Below are 14,056 nucleotides of genomic sequence, written 5' to 3'. Positions count from 1 at the left end.
ACCCCGGAGGCATCCCCGGGGCTGTCCTTACGCCTTAGTAGCGGGGAGGACGGGGCGCACGCGGCTTGGCTTCATTGACGCGCAGCGTGCGTCCGCCGAAGTTCTGATTGTCCAGCGCTTCGATGGCGGCCGCAGCATCGGCATCATCCATCTCGACAAAGCCGAAGCCACGGGCACGACCGGTTTCACGATCGTTGACCAGCTTCACGGAAAGGACATTACCGTATTCGGCGAAGAGGTCACGGACCTGTTCTTCGGTGGACGACCAGGGAAGATTCCCGACATAAATGGACTTGGACATGAAGAAACACCCTCTCAAAAAAACAGTCATACCGCGCTCACCCCAGCAAAACCCATTGCCGGCACGCGGCCGTTGTTTGGACAAAAGCATGCTTTGCGCGGCTTGTCAACGCGGCGTTTGGGCTGCGCCGGCCGAAAACGGCCCCCTGATGTGCCTTTTGGACGGACCGGTGAGGAAAAATGCGGGCGGCATTTTGCCTGTATCTCAAAATTACAATATTTTTCAATAGGATAAATAAAAAATCGTTTGAGCGTTCAAGCAGTTTTTTTGTGACAAAATTCTGTGGGAAAAGATGCACGGTTTTCTGTGGTTTTTGCCGCAGTGGGCTATAGCTGGCCCCAGCGGCTGGAAACGGGCGGGCGTGCCGGGCAGCCGCCGGGTGTGCTGTGTGCGTACTGAGGGGCAGGTATGGGGGACGAGACGAGGGCTGCGCGTGCCTGCCGCCCGTGCGCCGGTGTGCATGGCAGGGGGAAGCCGCCAGCAGGCAGGGAAACGCAGAGCGCCCCGCAGGCCGTGCGGCTGCGGGGCGTTATTGCATATGGCAGACCGGGTGCCGCAGGGCGTGTGCCGACGTGCGGCCGCCTGCTTCGCTGGGCTGCCGGATGGGGGCGTTACGGCGTCTGGCCGGCGGCCGTTTCGGAGGGCGGCGGCATCCAGTCCGGCGCCATGTCCTCAAAGGAGGTGTAGGGAGAAATGTACATGAGTTCGGCCACACCCACAGGCCCGTTGCGCTGCTTGCCGATGATGATTTCGGCCACGCCCTTGGTGGGGCGCTCGGCCGGCTTGCTGTACCGGTAGACATCGTCCCGGTAGACAAACATGATGACGTCGGCATCCTGCTCGATGGCGCCGGATTCGCGCAGGTCAGACAGCATGGGCCGCTTGTCCGAGCGTTCTTCCACCTTGCGGTTGAGCTGGGAAAGGGCCACCACAGGCACGTCCATTTCCTTGGCCAGGCTCTTGAGGGCGCGGGAAATTTCCGAGATTTCCAGTTCGCGCGAATCCACACGCCTGCCGGCGCGCATGAGTTGCAGATAGTCCACCACCACAAGCCCCAGGCCCTTTTCGCTCTTGAGCCGGCGTGCACGGGAGCGCAGTTCCAGGGTGGAGAGGGCGGGCGTGTCATCAATATAAATGGGCGCATTGGAAATGACATCAGCCGCCTGGGAAAGATTGGCCCATTCCTCATCCGTGAGCAGGGCCGGGCGGCGCATCTTGGATACGTCCACCTTGCCCCAGACGGCCAGCATGCGCTGCACCAGCTGTTCCTTGCTCATTTCCAGGGAAAAGATGCCCACGGGCACCCCCTGGCGGATGGCCGCATGCAGCGCCATGCACATGGCAAAGGCGGTTTTGCCCATGCTGGGGCGGGCCGCCACGATGATGAGGTCCGAGCGTTGCAGGCCGGCGGTGAGCTTGTCCAGGCGGGAATAGCCGGTGGTGACGCCGGTGATGAGGTCCTGCGTGCCGGCCATGCGCGACAGATTGTCGAAAACGCGCGCCACCAGATCGGAGGAATGGGAAAAATCCCGCCCCGTGGTGCGCTGCGATATGGCAAAGACGGCCTGCTCCGATTCATCCAGCAGGGCGGTCACATCGCGCGAGGCATCATAACAGTTGCCGATGATGCCCGAACAGGCCGTGATGAGCTGCCGTTGCAGGGCCTTGTCGCGCACGATGGTGGCATAGTATTCGGCATTGGCGCCGGAAACCACGGCCTGCGCCAGTTCGCCGAGGTAAACGGCGCCGCCGGCTTCTTCCAGCTCGTTGCGGTTGCGCAGCTGCTCGGCCAGGGTTACCAGATCGATGGGGGCGTTTTTGCGGTACAGGTCCAGGATGGCCCGGAAGATGGCTGCATGCGAGGGCAGGTAGAAGTCCTCCTCCCGGAGCATGTCCACCATGATGTGCAGCACATCGGGCCGCATGAGCACGCCGCTGAGAACGGCCTGCTCGGCTTCCACACTGTGGGGAGGAACCCGGCGCAGCAGGTCGTTTTCGGCGCTGCGGGCCGCATCGGCCGTGTTCCGGCCCGGAGCGGCGGAAAAAGAGGCGCCGCCCCCGGCCTTGCGGCCGGAGGCGGCGTTCGTGGCGGATGGGGAAGCCATGCGCACCTTATTCGGCGGCTTCGGCGGCAGCTTCTTCAGCAGGCGCTTCGGCGGGGGCTTCTTCAACCTTGTCGGACACCACCTTCACGGGCACGGTGGCGATGATGTCGGCATGCAGGCGCACGCGCACGGGATGTTCGCCAAGGGTGCGGATGGGGGCATCCAGCAGGATGCGGCGGCGGTCCACGTCCACGCCCAGGGCGGCAAAGGCATCGCCGATGAGGGCCGTGGTCACGGAGCCGTACAGCTTGTCGTTTTCACCCACGTGCATGGCAATGACCACGTCGAGGGCTTCCAGACGTTCACAAAGAGACTGGGCATCGGCACGCAGGGCATCCATACGGGCCTGGAGCTTCTTGCGTTCCAGTTCAAAGACCTTGAGGTTGGCTTCGGAAGCCACCATGGCCAGGCCCTGGGGCAGCAGATAGTTGCGGCCATAGCCGGGCTTCACGTTGACCACGTCGCCAAGATTGCCGAGATTTTCCACGTCGGCGCGAAGAATCAGTTTCATATGCGCCTCCTTAGATCATGCTCTTTTTCTTGACGCCGGAATCATGGGTGGCGGTGTAGATGAGCAGGGCCATCTGACGGGCACGCTTGATTTCGGTGGTCAGCAGACGCTGATGATGCGCGCAGGTACCGGTGATGCGGCGGGCAATGATCTTGCCGCGTTCGGTGATGAAGTCGCGCAGGATGTCGGGGCGCTTGTAGTTCAGGGGCAGATCCTTGTCCGCGCAGAAGCGGCAGAACTTGCGGCGGGGGGCAAACTTTTTCTTGAAAGCCATTACGCAACCTCCACTTCATCAGCCAGCTTGACGGTCACGAACTTGAAGATGCCGTCGGTGATACGGATATTGCGCTCCAGTTCCGCCACGAGCGGGGCAGGAGCATTGTACACCAGACGCACATAGTAGCCGCGCATCTGCTTGCGCACGGGGTAGGCCAGATCGCGCATGCCCCAGTGGTCCACTTCTTCCATGACGCCTTTTTCGCGTTCCACCACAGCGGTGAGGGCGCTGAGGATGCCCTCACGGTTTTCGGCGGAAAGCTCCGGCGAAAGGAGGAGCAGGGTTTCGAATTTCCGCATGGTTATCTCCTTTTGGACTTGGCAGCCCGCACCCTGGGATGCGAGCAAGGAACAGTTTGTATAGCGACGGGCCGCGGGCCTGTCAAGAGCTTTGCCCGCAGCCGACGGGGGCAGCGCCGGAAGCCGACGGTGTGCTTGCAGACGTTTTGCCCGCAGGGGTCGGGCAGCCGCAGCGGAGCGCGGGAAACGCGCACGGCCGGGGCCGTCCCGGTGCCGTTTTCTGCCCTAGCAGGGAGGCTGCGCCGCTGACGGCGGGGATCAGATGACATAGAGGCGCTGATTGACCTCGCCCAGCAGGCAGAGCAGCTCGTAGGGCAGGATGTCCGCCAGACGGGCCAGTTCTTCCACAGTGACGGGGGTCTGTCCGTCTGCGGCCTCGCCACCCACAAGCCAGGCCGAATCGCCGCGCTTCACTTCGGGGATGTGGCTTACATCGGCCATCATCATGCTCATGCAGACGCGGCCCACCACGCGGGCGCGCCGTCCGTGCAGCAGCACATCGGCCCGGTTGGACAGGGCGCGGGGATAGGCCGTGGCATAGCCGCAGGCAAGGACGGCCACGGTCATGTCATGGGGGGCGGTGAAGGTGCGCCCGTAGGAAATGCTCTGTCCGGCCCGCAGCTCGCGCACCTGCATGACCGGGGCGCTCACGCTCATGACCCATTCCAGACCGGCGCCGCGGGCTTCCCACGGGCCGCCGGCAAAGGGATTGCCCCCGTACAGGGCAAAGCCGGGACGGCAGACCTCGAAATGTGCCTGGGGCAGGCCCAGGGTGGCGGCGGTATTGGCCAGCGAGCGCTGGAGATCGGGCCAGCGCTGGCGCAGCGGCTCGCAGCAGCGGCGGAAGCGCTCCACCTGCGCCAGGGAAAAGGCCGCATCCTCCGGATCGTCGGCCGACGGCATGTGCGAGATGGCCAGCACCGGGCGGATATGCGGCAGGGCGTCCAGGGCGCGCACCAGCACGGGGATGTCCTTTTCCTCAAAGCCCAGGCGCCCCATGCCCGTATCCAGCTTGAGGGCCACGGTAAGGGTCTTGCCCGTACCGGCGGGCAGGACCTCGGTGGCATTGTGCAGGTCTTCAAAGCAGGTCAGAACCGGCGTGAGGCCGGCATCGGCGGATTGTGCCCATTCATTGGCGCACATGGCTCCCATCAGGGGAACGATGAGCTGCCGGTAGCCCTCGTCACGCAGGGCAATGCCCTCGCTTACCGTACCAACGGCAAAGCGGCGGGCGCCCACGCGGTCAAGGGCACGCGCCACGGGCAGCATGCCGTGCCCGTAGGCATCGGACTTGATGACAGGCAGCAGGCGGGCGGGATCACCGCAGCGGGCAAAGTTGCGTTGCAGGGCGGGAAGGTCAATGTGACAGGCGGACGGGGTGAAAATGCAGGTCATGCGAAGCTCCGCGTCGTTCTGGACGGCGTAAGGGAGATACATAGCAATATGCGCCCCGATAGACAAGAAAAAGTCTAGACCCGCCGGCGGACAGCTTGCATCCCGGGCCGCCTGCGGCTACCCTGCCGCTCATGACATCCTACGCTCTGCATATCCAGCACACGGACGGCGCGGCCCGTGCGGGCATCCTGCATACCGCGCACGGCCAGATTCCCACGCCCATCTTCATGCCCGTGGGCACGGTGGGGTCGGTGAAGGCCGTGGCGCCGGACGATCTGACGGCCATGGGCGCGCCCATTATTCTGGGCAATACCTATCACCTCTATCTGCGGCCCGGCCATAAGCTGGTGGAGCGCCATGGCGGGCTGCACGGCTTTGCCTCCTGGCCCGGGGCCATTCTCACGGACAGCGGCGGCTTTCAGATTTTCAGCCTCAATTCCCTGCGCAAGCTGCGGGAAGAAGGGGCCGAGTTCCGCTCCCATCTGGATGGTTCCCGCCATCTCTTCACGCCGGAAAACGTGGTGGACATCCAGCGCAGCCTCAATTCCGACATCATGATGGTGCTGGACGAATGCGTGCCGCACGGGGCGGACTATGCCTATACCGACAAGTCCACGGCCCTGACCACGCGCTGGGCGTTGCGCGCCCGCGCCCACTATCCGGCGGGTACGGCGCACAACCTGCTCTTTGCCATCACGCAGGGGGGCTTCTTCAAGGACCTGCGCCGGCGGTCCATTGAGGAACTCTGCGCCCACGACTTTGACGGCTTTGCCATCGGCGGGCTGTCCGTGGGGGAACCCAAGGCCGTCATGTACGACTTTCTCTATGACATCGCCCCGCAGCTGCCGGCGGAAAAACCCCGTTACCTCATGGGCGTGGGCACTCCGCTGGACATTGTCAACGGCATTGCCGCAGGGGTGGACATGTTCGACTGCGTGCTGCCCACGCGCAATGCCCGCAATGGCACGCTGTATACCTCGCAGGGCAAGATCAACATCAAGCGCAGGGAATTTGCCGATGACGACGGCCCCCTGGACCCGCAGTGCTCCTGTTATACCTGCCGCACCTTTTCCCGTGCCTATTTGCGGCATCTCTACGTGAGCAAGGAGCTGCTCGCCTTCCGCCTCAATTCCCTGCATAATCTGACCTATTTCCTCGACCTGGTACGCGGGGCGCGTCAGGCCATTCTGGAAGATCGCTATACCGATTTCCTGGCCCGCATTACGGCCCTGTATCCCGACGAGGCGGCACTGGCGGCGGCAGGTTCCGGCCTGTAGCCTCTCCGGCCGTCTGCCGCAAATACGACGGGGAGAACAGGCCCGGCCTGTTCTCCCCGTTGGCATGCTGTCTTTCCGTGTCAGCGCAGGGTGGGGCCGCGCCCCGTAAGCAGCTGAAAATTGCGCCCGGCCCGCTGGGTACTGCCCAGCAGGGTCCGGGTCAGGCCCAGATAGTCCGTTTCATTGGTCTGGCGCAGGTAATCGGCCTGCAACGCGGCCCCCTGGGCGCTGTTGCGCTGGCTCCAGGCGGACAGTTCGGCATTGTGGGCCGTGCGCAGTCCCTGTTCCCGCAGGGAAAAGGCATCCAGCGCCCCCTTTTCCGCCGTGTCCAGGGTCAGGTCCAGCTGACTGCCGGCATCCACCTGCGCGCCGGAGGCGCCGGCAGCGGCTCGCTGCCGGCCGATGAGGCCGGCGGCTTCCTGGCGTTTGCGCACGGCAGCCTCGTAGCTGTCCTGCCGGGCCTGCCGGGCCTGCGCCTCGTCCTGCCGGGCGTTTTCTTCCGCAATGCCGGCCTGTCGCTGGGCCAGTTTGGCCTGGTATTCCTGCTGTTGCCGGGCCGTTTCGGACTGCCGGATGGCGCCGTAGGCGCCTGCGGCCGTGCCGGCCAGGGCCACGGCGGCTCCCAGGACGGCGGCCGTGCTGCTGGCAATGGCCATCAGCGTACCTCCTTGTGCCAGATGCTTTCGGTATGTCGTGCCCCCAGGCGCCGGTACAGGGCATGGCAGGGGCGCGAGGCCGGCGAGCTGAACTGCATGACCGCCACCCCGCGCTGGCGCAGGGCTGTTTCGGCGTGGCGCAGCAGGCGCAGGGCCGTAAGACCGCCACGGACCTCCGGCGCAAGGTAGAGACCATCCAGCGCGGCCAGCAGCCTGCCGGGGCGATGGGGGCAGGGGCAGATGGTGAAGGCGGCATAGCCCGTCAGGCGGCCTGCCGTGCGTACCGTGCTGATGTGCAGCATGCCCAGGGCTTCCCAGCGGGCATACTGTGCCGCATCAAAGGGCTGTTCTTCCGGCCCGTGCAGGGAGGCTTCCACCTCGTTCCAGTGGGCGCGGGTCAGCGGCAGGGCCTCCTGCCGCACGTCTTGCAGACATTCTGTACCAAATTCCATGAAGAGCTGCCTCCCGAAAGGGGTTGGGAAAGCGGCATCGCCGGTATGGCGCAATGCCGGCCTCAGTTCTCGCCAAAGTCCACATCCAGGACGATGGCGGCCAGATGAAAGGGCAGGGGCCTGTCCTGCACCAGCCAGAGGGTGGCGCCTGCCTCCTGCGCACCGCCGGGCAGACAGTCCACATCGCCGCTGAAGGGCGCGCAGGCACTGCCCCACTGTTCCGGCAGCACGGGCAGGTCGTAGAGTTCCTGGCGGGATGGCCCGTATTTGCCGCCCACACTGCGATGGAAGCGCACGGTGCATCGCCCGTAGGCACGGCGCCGGCCAAGGGTACTGCCGTTCTGCACGCTGCCTTCCGGGGGCAGGGGGGACAGTACCGAGACATAGGGCAGGCCCGCATGGACAAGGCGGGCAGCGTAGGGCAGGTGAATGGCGCCATCCTGTACCACGCAGCCTTCCACGGGGCTGCCATCGGCCAGCACGGCCACGGCCGCCCCTTCCAGATGCTCCAGACCGGTAATGTGATCAGTGGGCTGCCCGGCCCGGAAGCTGCGGCCGCAGTCCACAAAGAACGCCTCGTCAATGGCTTCTCCCTCGCTCCACTGTGTGGCCATCCGCTCGAGGAAATAGCGCGTGCTGCCGGCAATGCTCCGTTCCGTGACCAGAAACAGCTCGTCATGATCCGTGCCGGAAAGGGAGCAGACCGAAAGCACCCTGCCGTCCGTGGGATGCCGGCTCCAGCCCCAGATGTCGTGTTCCTTCATATAGGTAAAGGCCAGCAGCAGGCCGTCGTCCCGCACGATCCAGACCACGGAGCCGGGGGTCTGCTGATAGGCCCACTGGCGCAGCAGGTGTCCTTCGAAAAGGTGCGGGGCAAGGATGGAAAGATCATTGCCCGCATAGCCGTCCTTTTCCAGAGAATAGAAGAGATCACGCACATGGGCGCCATGGCGCTGCACATGCAGAATGGAGTTGCCGATGATGATGGGCGCAAGACCCGCGCTGCCCCAGAAGGACTGGGCCGTGATGCTCACATTGGACGGCGTGATGGGCGCGCCGTCACCGCTGGCCTTGTATTCGCTGCCCGACGTGCCCAGCAGCAGATCGCCGAAGCTGGCAGCCCAGGCAATGGCATCGATGCTGCCGGAGGCAATGAGGTATTCCACGGGGTCGTCATCCTGCAGGGGGCGCGACTTGCGGAAGTTTTCAAAGTCGCCGCTGCGGGAAAGATAGAAGGCCTGCGGCGTCTTGCGCGTGCCTGCCAGCACCATGCGCTGCTGGTGAAAGGCCACCACGCCCGGATAGTTGCCGTCGGCAAAGGGGTCCCAGTCTTCGCGGGGAGTATCGGCCGTATCGGCCTCGTAGTTGTTGTCGATGAAGGACGTGCCGGTGCTGATGCCGATAAAACCGTAGTATCCGGCTTCCTCCCGGTAGATATTGTATTCCACGGCATCCGGTACCGCCTGCCAGGACAGGGTAACGCAATTGCCCTGCACCCAGTCCGAGGGGTGACGGGCATTGCCCACCTCCACGGGAGCAGACGCCAGGGAAAGGCCCCCGTGGCTGTCCACGGCAGCCACCTTGTAGCGCAGGGTATAGGACCCGGTGGAGCCGGAAAAACTGGCAGACGGTGTGTCGGGTGCCGGCAGGGAGGTATTGAGCTGCACGGCGGCGAGTGTCCACCAGTAGCCGTGACAGCAGATGGCGGGCTGTGCCGCGTCCGGCTGGCTGTCCTGCCGGATGAGCTTGTGCAGAGGATGGGCGCTGTGGGCCAGATAGACCGTGTCCCCCACCTGCGCAAAGGAAATGTCCAGCAGTTCCTCCCGGCGGTAGGGCGTGGGCAGGCTGGTGCCGGAATCCTGGGGATCAAAGCCCTCTGCCGTGGCCACGCGCAGCCCCTGGTCGTGCAGCACCAGCACAAAGTTCTGTCCGGCGTCGGCGCTGAAACTGAAGGGCAGCAGCACGCTTTCTCCGTCCAGCTCGGCAAGGCAGCGCGTCCCGGGGCGGCGCCGTACATCGCCATGCAGGCCGGGGAGCATGTTTTCCATACAGGCGACAGAGGTGCTGTAACGGGCCAGATCGTGGCGGGCAGAAAGAATGGGCGCGATTTCACCGCCTGTGAAGTTCTGGAGAGCAATTCGCATGGCATGTCCTCTCAGCGCAGTTCCGGCGGCAGCTGCCTGCCGGTGCGCTCGCTTTCATAGGACTTTCGGCAGTGTTCCCTGTCGCCAAACAGGGCGGCCAGCCTGTCCAGCCAGCGGCAGGGCCAGTGTCGCACCCCGGCCACGTGCCAGCGCCAGCAACGGCTGCTCAGCGTCTCGTCCGCCCAGACAATAGGCAGATTTGCCCCCGGCACACAGGTCAGCAGCAGCGCCGCCATGAGACCGCCCAGACAGTGCAGCACCTGGTCCAGCGAGACCACGGCCTGCCAGGCGTTGTGACGGAGAATCTCCCGGCGGGTCATCAGATGGCCTCCAGCTCTTCCACGGTCTGCGCGGCGGCCGCGGCGGCCTTGCGCTGTCCGCCCTCAGCCATCTTCGAGGCCTTGTGGTTCAGGGCAGCGGCATAGATGGGCAGGAAGGTTTGGGCCGTCAGGTTCAGGATGACCAGCTCGCCCTTGCTGTCCGCCGTGTGCTTGCGGTAGGCGTTCCACGGCGTGGACGTGGGGATGCCGCCGCCGGCTGCTGTGGCCAGCTGCATGGACAGGGCCGCGTCGGCAAAGTTCTGCTGGTCAAACTCGTCATACGAGAAATGCAGCAGCTCCGGCTGCCCCGTATCCGGCGGCGTGGACTCGCAGGCAAAACCGGCCATGATGGCGGCCGAAGTTTCGGCATCAATGGCAGCCAGCTTGCGTGCCCTGACGTTTTCAAGGCTGTTGTACTCGGTGGCCGCAGCCGCAGCTTCGGCGGCCAGCCGGTCTTTTTCCGCCTGCCACAGAGCCACATAAGGAGCCACCTGGTCGTCGTAGTCCGCAGCTGTCAAGGGCTGATTGGGGCCGTCCGCCCACTCCGTATGCCCAGACCCGCCATGCCATTGCAGGGCATGCAGGCCGTCCGGTGTGCTGAAGGCAAGGTGCAGCGCCTCGCCATCCACAATGATACTCTGGTCATCAGGAATGACCGTAATATGTTCCTGCATGATTACACCACCTTCATGATAACGTGCATGGCAATATACGGGTCTAGATTCGTGCCTTCGGCCGTACCGGAAAGCGGATGTGTATGCGCCTGACCGCTTCCTGTCGCCGCTGTGTATCCGCCCCAACTCGATACCCTACCGTGCCTGGCTTCAACAGCGTTCAGGTCCGAGGTATCGCCATAATTCTGTCCCGCAAGCTGATGGTTATGACTCGGCATCTGTGCCGTGCTCAGGGTCGTTGCGCCGGTAGTGCCGGACAGTGTGGCGGAGAAGGTTTCCGAACCGCCCTTGGTCCCTTCCGCCTCCGTGTCGCTGGCACCGCGCACATAGCGGCCAGCCAGGTCCGGCACCGTGCCGCCTTTGCCGTCGCTGCCGCCGTCGCATTTGACCCATTCCTCGCGGGCGGCGCTCTCGCCGGGCAGGATGGCGCGCCGGCCGTCGCTGCCGCCAAAGGTCACGCCCCACACCGGAACCGGCACAAAGGGCGGAAAGCTGTCCCAGGCGTCCGGTTTGGGCACCCAGCTTTCATCCAGCGCGCCGTCTGCATCGGCCATGGGCACAGCCCCGGCCTGCGCCGTGGTGCTGGCCAGCACGCTGCCGCGCTGCGTGGCTCCGGCCTGCCGCACCCGCAGGGTGCCGTCTGCGTCCAGCTCCAGGCCGTCGTCATCGCCGGTCTGGGGTTTGACGCTGCCCAGGCTCGTAGGCGTGGCAATGGCTGCGGCCCCGGAATCTCCCTTGGGAAGACCCAGATGCAGGATGCCCGTTGCCGGGTCATAGTCCGCGCTGGCAGGCAGACCGGGAGAAAGCGTGGTCACCTGGACCTTCAATGCCAGGATGGACGCGGCGCTCCCGGCGGCCCTGCCCTCGCTTTCTGCCGCGGCCTCCGCGCTCTGGCCGGCGGCTGTGGCGCTCCGGGCAGCGGCGTCGGCACTGGCGGCGGCGTCTTCCTGACTCCGGGCCGCCGCGTCTGCCGAGGCGGCGGCAGCCTGCTCGCTGCTCTCTGCCCTGGCGGCACTGTCTGCCGCGCTAGTCGCGCTGCCAGCAGCTGAACCGGCATTGCTCACAGCGTCATCCCGTGCCTGCAAAAGCTCCTGCGCCATGTCTGCCGGGCGCTGTTCGCTGGTAGGCGGCAGGATGACCGCCCGGGACAGCTGTTCCAGCAGCTGCTGGCGTTCGGCGGCGGCCTGGTCCAGGCCGTCCTCCATGACGCCGGGATCAAAGCGCGTGGCGCTTACCAGGTCGATATCCTGCGTAAAGGGCATATTGCGCACGATGGCCAGCTGCCAGCCCTCGGGCAGGGGAGCGCCGTTGTGCAGATAGGTGACGGAACCGCCTTCGGCGCTGAGCTGGGCCGTCCAGCCCCGGGCCTGCTGGCTGCTGCCGTCCGGCGCGGTGAGGGTGACCTCCAGCTGCGAGGTTTTCCAGACTTTGAAGGAAAAGGGAAAGACCGTGGCCGTGCCATTGCCGAGATAGCGGGCACGGCTGACGCTGTAGGGCAGGGTCATGGCATCTCCTTGGATGATTAGCGGACAGCCAGCCAGCTGTCGGGCCGCGGGCGTTCCAGCGCTTCGCTGACAGCCGCCTGCCGGGCCTGCGGCAAACTGGCCGCATAGAGCTGTTCCAGCTCGCTGACCTTGGTGTGATTGTTCTTGAGCAGGGGAACGGCAATGAGCGCCGCCAGCTTTCGGGCCAGCATGTGGGCAAAGAGGTCGTCGTACAGGCGGCAGTTGACCACATCCTCGGTATAGAGCAGCAGGGCGCGGGCGGCATCGGTAAGCAGCATCATGTCTTCGCTGTCCGCGTGACGGGCCAGGGCAAAGGGCCGCCGGTGCAGACCCTCGTGGCGGACCTCGTGCGCCTTGAGGCAGTTTTCGGGCAGGGCGTAGGCAAAGCGCCATTCCTGTTCGTAGCCGTCTGGCAGGGCAAGGCGTGCCAGCCAGGCCCGGCGCTGGGCAAAGGGCCAGGGAAAGTCCCGCAGCACCTGTCGCCTGGCGTTGTCCCAGTACAGGGCGCATTGCGCGGCTTCCGGCGTTTTTTCCTGCTCCGAGGCCACGCTGCGGGTTCCCAGAAAGCCCAGGGCGCGGTTCCAGATGCTGATCTGATGTATGGTTTGCACAGGGTCTCCTTGATACGGGCGGGGATGGCCGGGGCCATCCCCGCAGGGCAGGGAATCAGCGTACCTGCAGGGCAGGTTCGTAGGGCAGGTCTTCCTCACGGGTCAGGGCGGCAAAGAGCCGGCCCGTGGTCACACTCTGGGAGGCCTGGGCGGTGGGCACAAGGTGCAGGCGCAGCCAGCATTTGCGCACCCCCTGGGGAACGTGGCGCCAGCCGATGCGCGCCGTGGCGGCCAGGGCCGTGCCGTCAATGTGCAGGGCCGTGTCCGGCACATCGGTCCACGGGCCGTCGGGACTATCGGCTTCCTGAAGGGTAAGGGCCAGGCTGCTCAGCTCGTCAGCCTTGAAGGCTTCGGTGACGCTGATGCGCAGGGGGATGGGTTCCATGCGGCCGGGCAGACGCAGGGCGGTAAGAGGCACGGCGCGGCTGTGGCTTTCGGCCGTGAGCGGCCCCTCGAAAAAGACGGACGTGCTGTCGATGATGGCCATGAATACCTCCTGTGGGGGCTAGACGGGGTTTTCCGTGGAAACAATGGCATCGCACTGGCGCACCGGACGGCCATGCAGCACGGGTACGGCCTGGGCGGCAAAGAATTCGCCGTAGTGCAGCTGCACCTGGCCGGCATCGGAATTCTGGAGTTCCAGGGCCGTGAGCACGTCGGCATTGCCGTACCAGATGGCCTTCTGGCGCAGATGCTGGGGCATGCGGTTCTTGGCTTCGATGGTCAGCTTTTGCAGGTCCACAAAGCCGTCCTCGCCCTTGCGCCTGTCCAGCGCGGCCACGGGCAGATTGGCGATGCGCACCACGGCCCGCCAGTCACGCACGGCCAGGCCGCAGCGCCAGTTGTACTTGTCGCCCGTGACCTGATATTTCCGGCCGTTTTCATCCTGCGCCATATAGGTATGCAGGTCCTCGTGGGAAAGGCCGCCGGTGCTGTCCTTGGGATAGATGCCGTGCACGGACTGCGCCCCCCAGGCCACCAGCCAGAGCGAGGTGCAGCCGTTTTCGTCCGTGCCGCCCGCATCCAGCACGTTTTGGGCATCTTTGGCCGGATAGCGCATGGCCAGGCCGTTGAAGGCATCGGGATTCACATTGCTGTCGCCATAGAAGAGAGTGGAGGCCACCTTCTGACGCATGGCCTCGGCAAAGGCGATGCCCTCGCTCATGCGAAAGGCCCTGTCGCGGCTGCCATAGAGGCGCAGTTCCTCCACATCCAGTTCCATGATGGCTTCCAGGATGCCGCAGCCCTCCTTGACCTGCGACCACTGGGATTTGGCCGGCGGCGTACCCTGATAGAGACGCCGCCAGTAGACGGCGGGCAGGCCGGTGCGGATGCGGGTAAGGTGGCCGTCGGACTGATTGGCCTCCATCCATGGCACGTCGTCCATGATGTCATTGGTGCGGTTCATGAGTTCGATGATCTGTCCGGCCTTGTCTCCGCGATAGAACTGTTCCATTTCGGCCAGAGTGACCACAAAACCGAGCGAAGAGGACATGAAACCTCCGGGGGATGAGGGTGAAGGGGGTAGC

The 14,056-nt window shown here is 64.9% G+C and carries 16 protein-coding genes; 1 reads left to right on the top strand and 15 read right to left on the bottom strand.

Annotation, left to right across the window (positions count from 1 at the left end):
* Positions 1-34 precede the first annotated feature (34 nt).
* The 6 genes from Q0J57_RS02210 to alr form a co-directional block, all read right to left on the bottom strand.
* The gene (locus tag Q0J57_RS02210) at positions 35-301 is read right to left on the bottom strand and encodes an RNA-binding protein (RefSeq protein ID WP_297216559.1); all 267 of its coding nucleotides are present in this window, start codon (positions 299-301) and stop codon (positions 35-37) included.
* Between the two features lie 611 nt (positions 302-912).
* Positions 913-2,406, bottom strand: a complete 1,494-nt coding sequence (gene dnaB, locus Q0J57_RS02205) for a replicative DNA helicase (RefSeq protein WP_297216556.1) — start codon at positions 2,404-2,406, stop codon at positions 913-915.
* 7 nt (positions 2,407-2,413) lie between these two features.
* Entirely contained in the window at positions 2,414-2,917 is a 504-nt protein-coding gene (rplI, locus tag Q0J57_RS02200; protein WP_297216553.1) for a 50S ribosomal protein L9, read from the bottom strand.
* Positions 2,918-2,927: 10 nt separating this feature from the next.
* Positions 2,928-3,191: a 30S ribosomal protein S18 gene (gene rpsR, locus Q0J57_RS02195; RefSeq protein WP_297216551.1), complete on the bottom strand. Its 264-nt coding sequence runs from the start codon at positions 3,189-3,191 to the stop codon at positions 2,928-2,930.
* Positions 3,191-3,493 carry a 30S ribosomal protein S6 gene (gene rpsF / locus Q0J57_RS02190; protein ID WP_297216548.1) on the bottom strand — a complete coding sequence of 101 codons (303 nt, stop codon included), beginning with the start codon at positions 3,491-3,493 and terminating at the stop codon, positions 3,191-3,193. Before rpsF ends, rpsR begins: the two co-directional genes overlap by 1 nt.
* Before the next feature lie 258 nt (positions 3,494-3,751).
* A complete protein-coding gene (gene alr, locus Q0J57_RS02185; RefSeq protein ID WP_297216544.1) occupies positions 3,752-4,888 on the bottom strand; it encodes an alanine racemase in 1,137 nt (378 codons plus the stop codon).
* Between the two features lie 131 nt (positions 4,889-5,019).
* Between alr and tgt the strand changes: the two genes are divergently transcribed.
* Positions 5,020-6,165 carry a tRNA guanosine(34) transglycosylase Tgt gene (gene tgt, locus Q0J57_RS02180; protein WP_297216541.1) on the top strand — a complete coding sequence of 382 codons (1,146 nt, stop codon included), beginning with the start codon at positions 5,020-5,022 and terminating at the stop codon, positions 6,163-6,165.
* Positions 6,166-6,245: 80 nt separating this feature from the next.
* Here the strand turns inward: tgt and Q0J57_RS02175 are convergent, their stop codons facing one another.
* From Q0J57_RS02175 to Q0J57_RS02135, 9 genes are all read right to left on the bottom strand, one after another.
* The gene (locus Q0J57_RS02175) at positions 6,246-6,821 is read right to left on the bottom strand and encodes a hypothetical protein (protein ID WP_297216538.1); all 576 of its coding nucleotides are present in this window, start codon (positions 6,819-6,821) and stop codon (positions 6,246-6,248) included.
* On the bottom strand, positions 6,821-7,273 hold the full coding sequence (locus Q0J57_RS02170; RefSeq protein ID WP_297216535.1) for a GNAT family N-acetyltransferase: 453 nt from the start codon (positions 7,271-7,273) through the stop codon (positions 6,821-6,823). Before Q0J57_RS02170 ends, Q0J57_RS02175 begins: the two co-directional genes overlap by 1 nt.
* Positions 7,274-7,335: 62 nt before the next feature.
* Entirely contained in the window at positions 7,336-9,417 is a 2,082-nt protein-coding gene (locus Q0J57_RS02165) for a hypothetical protein (RefSeq protein ID WP_297216532.1), read from the bottom strand.
* 11 nt (positions 9,418-9,428) lie between these two features.
* Positions 9,429-9,737: a pseudouridine synthase gene (locus tag Q0J57_RS02160; RefSeq protein WP_363315448.1), complete on the bottom strand. Its 309-nt coding sequence runs from the start codon at positions 9,735-9,737 to the stop codon at positions 9,429-9,431.
* Complete coding sequence (locus tag Q0J57_RS02155) at positions 9,737-10,411, bottom strand: hypothetical protein (RefSeq protein WP_297216529.1); 675 nt, start codon at positions 10,409-10,411, stop codon at positions 9,737-9,739. The genes Q0J57_RS02160 and Q0J57_RS02155 overlap by 1 nt, the downstream gene beginning before the upstream one ends.
* Before the next feature lie 2 nt (positions 10,412-10,413).
* Positions 10,414-11,916 (bottom strand): hypothetical protein, encoded by a 1,503-nt coding sequence (locus tag Q0J57_RS02150; RefSeq protein ID WP_297216527.1) that lies wholly within the window; start codon positions 11,914-11,916, stop codon positions 10,414-10,416.
* Positions 11,917-11,933: 17 nt separating this feature from the next.
* Positions 11,934-12,527: a hypothetical protein gene (locus Q0J57_RS02145; RefSeq protein WP_297216524.1), complete on the bottom strand. Its 594-nt coding sequence runs from the start codon at positions 12,525-12,527 to the stop codon at positions 11,934-11,936.
* A gap of 55 nt (positions 12,528-12,582) precedes the next feature.
* Positions 12,583-13,014 carry a hypothetical protein gene (locus Q0J57_RS02140; RefSeq protein ID WP_297216521.1) on the bottom strand — a complete coding sequence of 144 codons (432 nt, stop codon included), beginning with the start codon at positions 13,012-13,014 and terminating at the stop codon, positions 12,583-12,585.
* Positions 13,015-13,032: 18 nt separating this feature from the next.
* The gene (locus Q0J57_RS02135) at positions 13,033-14,022 is read right to left on the bottom strand and encodes a major capsid protein (protein WP_297216518.1); all 990 of its coding nucleotides are present in this window, start codon (positions 14,020-14,022) and stop codon (positions 13,033-13,035) included.
* Between the last annotated feature and the right edge of the window lie 34 nt (positions 14,023-14,056).

The sequence above is a fragment of the uncultured Desulfovibrio sp. genome, assembly GCF_944324505.1.
In the GTDB taxonomy this organism is placed as follows: Bacteria; Desulfobacterota; Desulfovibrionia; order Desulfovibrionales; family Desulfovibrionaceae; genus Desulfovibrio.
The sequence above is the reverse complement of the archived record's forward strand: the minus strand, read 5'-3'. Positions and strand labels throughout refer to the sequence as shown.

Coding starts and splice junctions, on each gene's coding strand:
- Q0J57_RS02210 (WP_297216559.1), bottom strand. CDS start 301: ATGTCCAAGTCCATTTATGTCGGGAATCTTCCCTGGTCGTCCACCGAA.
- Q0J57_RS02135 (WP_297216518.1), bottom strand. CDS start 14,022: ATGTCCTCTTCGCTCGGTTTTGTGGTCACTCTGGCCGAAATGGAACAG.
- alr (WP_297216544.1), bottom strand. CDS start 4,888: ATGACCTGCATTTTCACCCCGTCCGCCTGTCACATTGACCTTCCCGCC.
- rpsF (WP_297216548.1), bottom strand. CDS start 3,493: ATGCGGAAATTCGAAACCCTGCTCCTCCTTTCGCCGGAGCTTTCCGCC.
- rplI (WP_297216553.1), bottom strand. CDS start 2,917: ATGAAACTGATTCTTCGCGCCGACGTGGAAAATCTCGGCAATCTTGGC.
- Q0J57_RS02175 (WP_297216538.1), bottom strand. CDS start 6,821: ATGGCCATTGCCAGCAGCACGGCCGCCGTCCTGGGAGCCGCCGTGGCC.
- Q0J57_RS02155 (WP_297216529.1), bottom strand. CDS start 10,411: ATGCAGGAACATATTACGGTCATTCCTGATGACCAGAGTATCATTGTG.
- Q0J57_RS02165 (WP_297216532.1), bottom strand. CDS start 9,417: ATGCGAATTGCTCTCCAGAACTTCACAGGCGGTGAAATCGCGCCCATT.
- Q0J57_RS02160 (WP_363315448.1), bottom strand. CDS start 9,737: ATGACCCGCCGGGAGATTCTCCGTCACAACGCCTGGCAGGCCGTGGTC.
- Q0J57_RS02150 (WP_297216527.1), bottom strand. CDS start 11,916: ATGACCCTGCCCTACAGCGTCAGCCGTGCCCGCTATCTCGGCAATGGC.
- Q0J57_RS02140 (WP_297216521.1), bottom strand. CDS start 13,014: ATGGCCATCATCGACAGCACGTCCGTCTTTTTCGAGGGGCCGCTCACG.
- dnaB (WP_297216556.1), bottom strand. CDS start 2,406: ATGGCTTCCCCATCCGCCACGAACGCCGCCTCCGGCCGCAAGGCCGGG.
- rpsR (WP_297216551.1), bottom strand. CDS start 3,191: ATGGCTTTCAAGAAAAAGTTTGCCCCCCGCCGCAAGTTCTGCCGCTTC.
- Q0J57_RS02170 (WP_297216535.1), bottom strand. CDS start 7,273: ATGGAATTTGGTACAGAATGTCTGCAAGACGTGCGGCAGGAGGCCCTG.
- tgt (WP_297216541.1), top strand. CDS start 5,020: ATGACATCCTACGCTCTGCATATCCAGCACACGGACGGCGCGGCCCGT.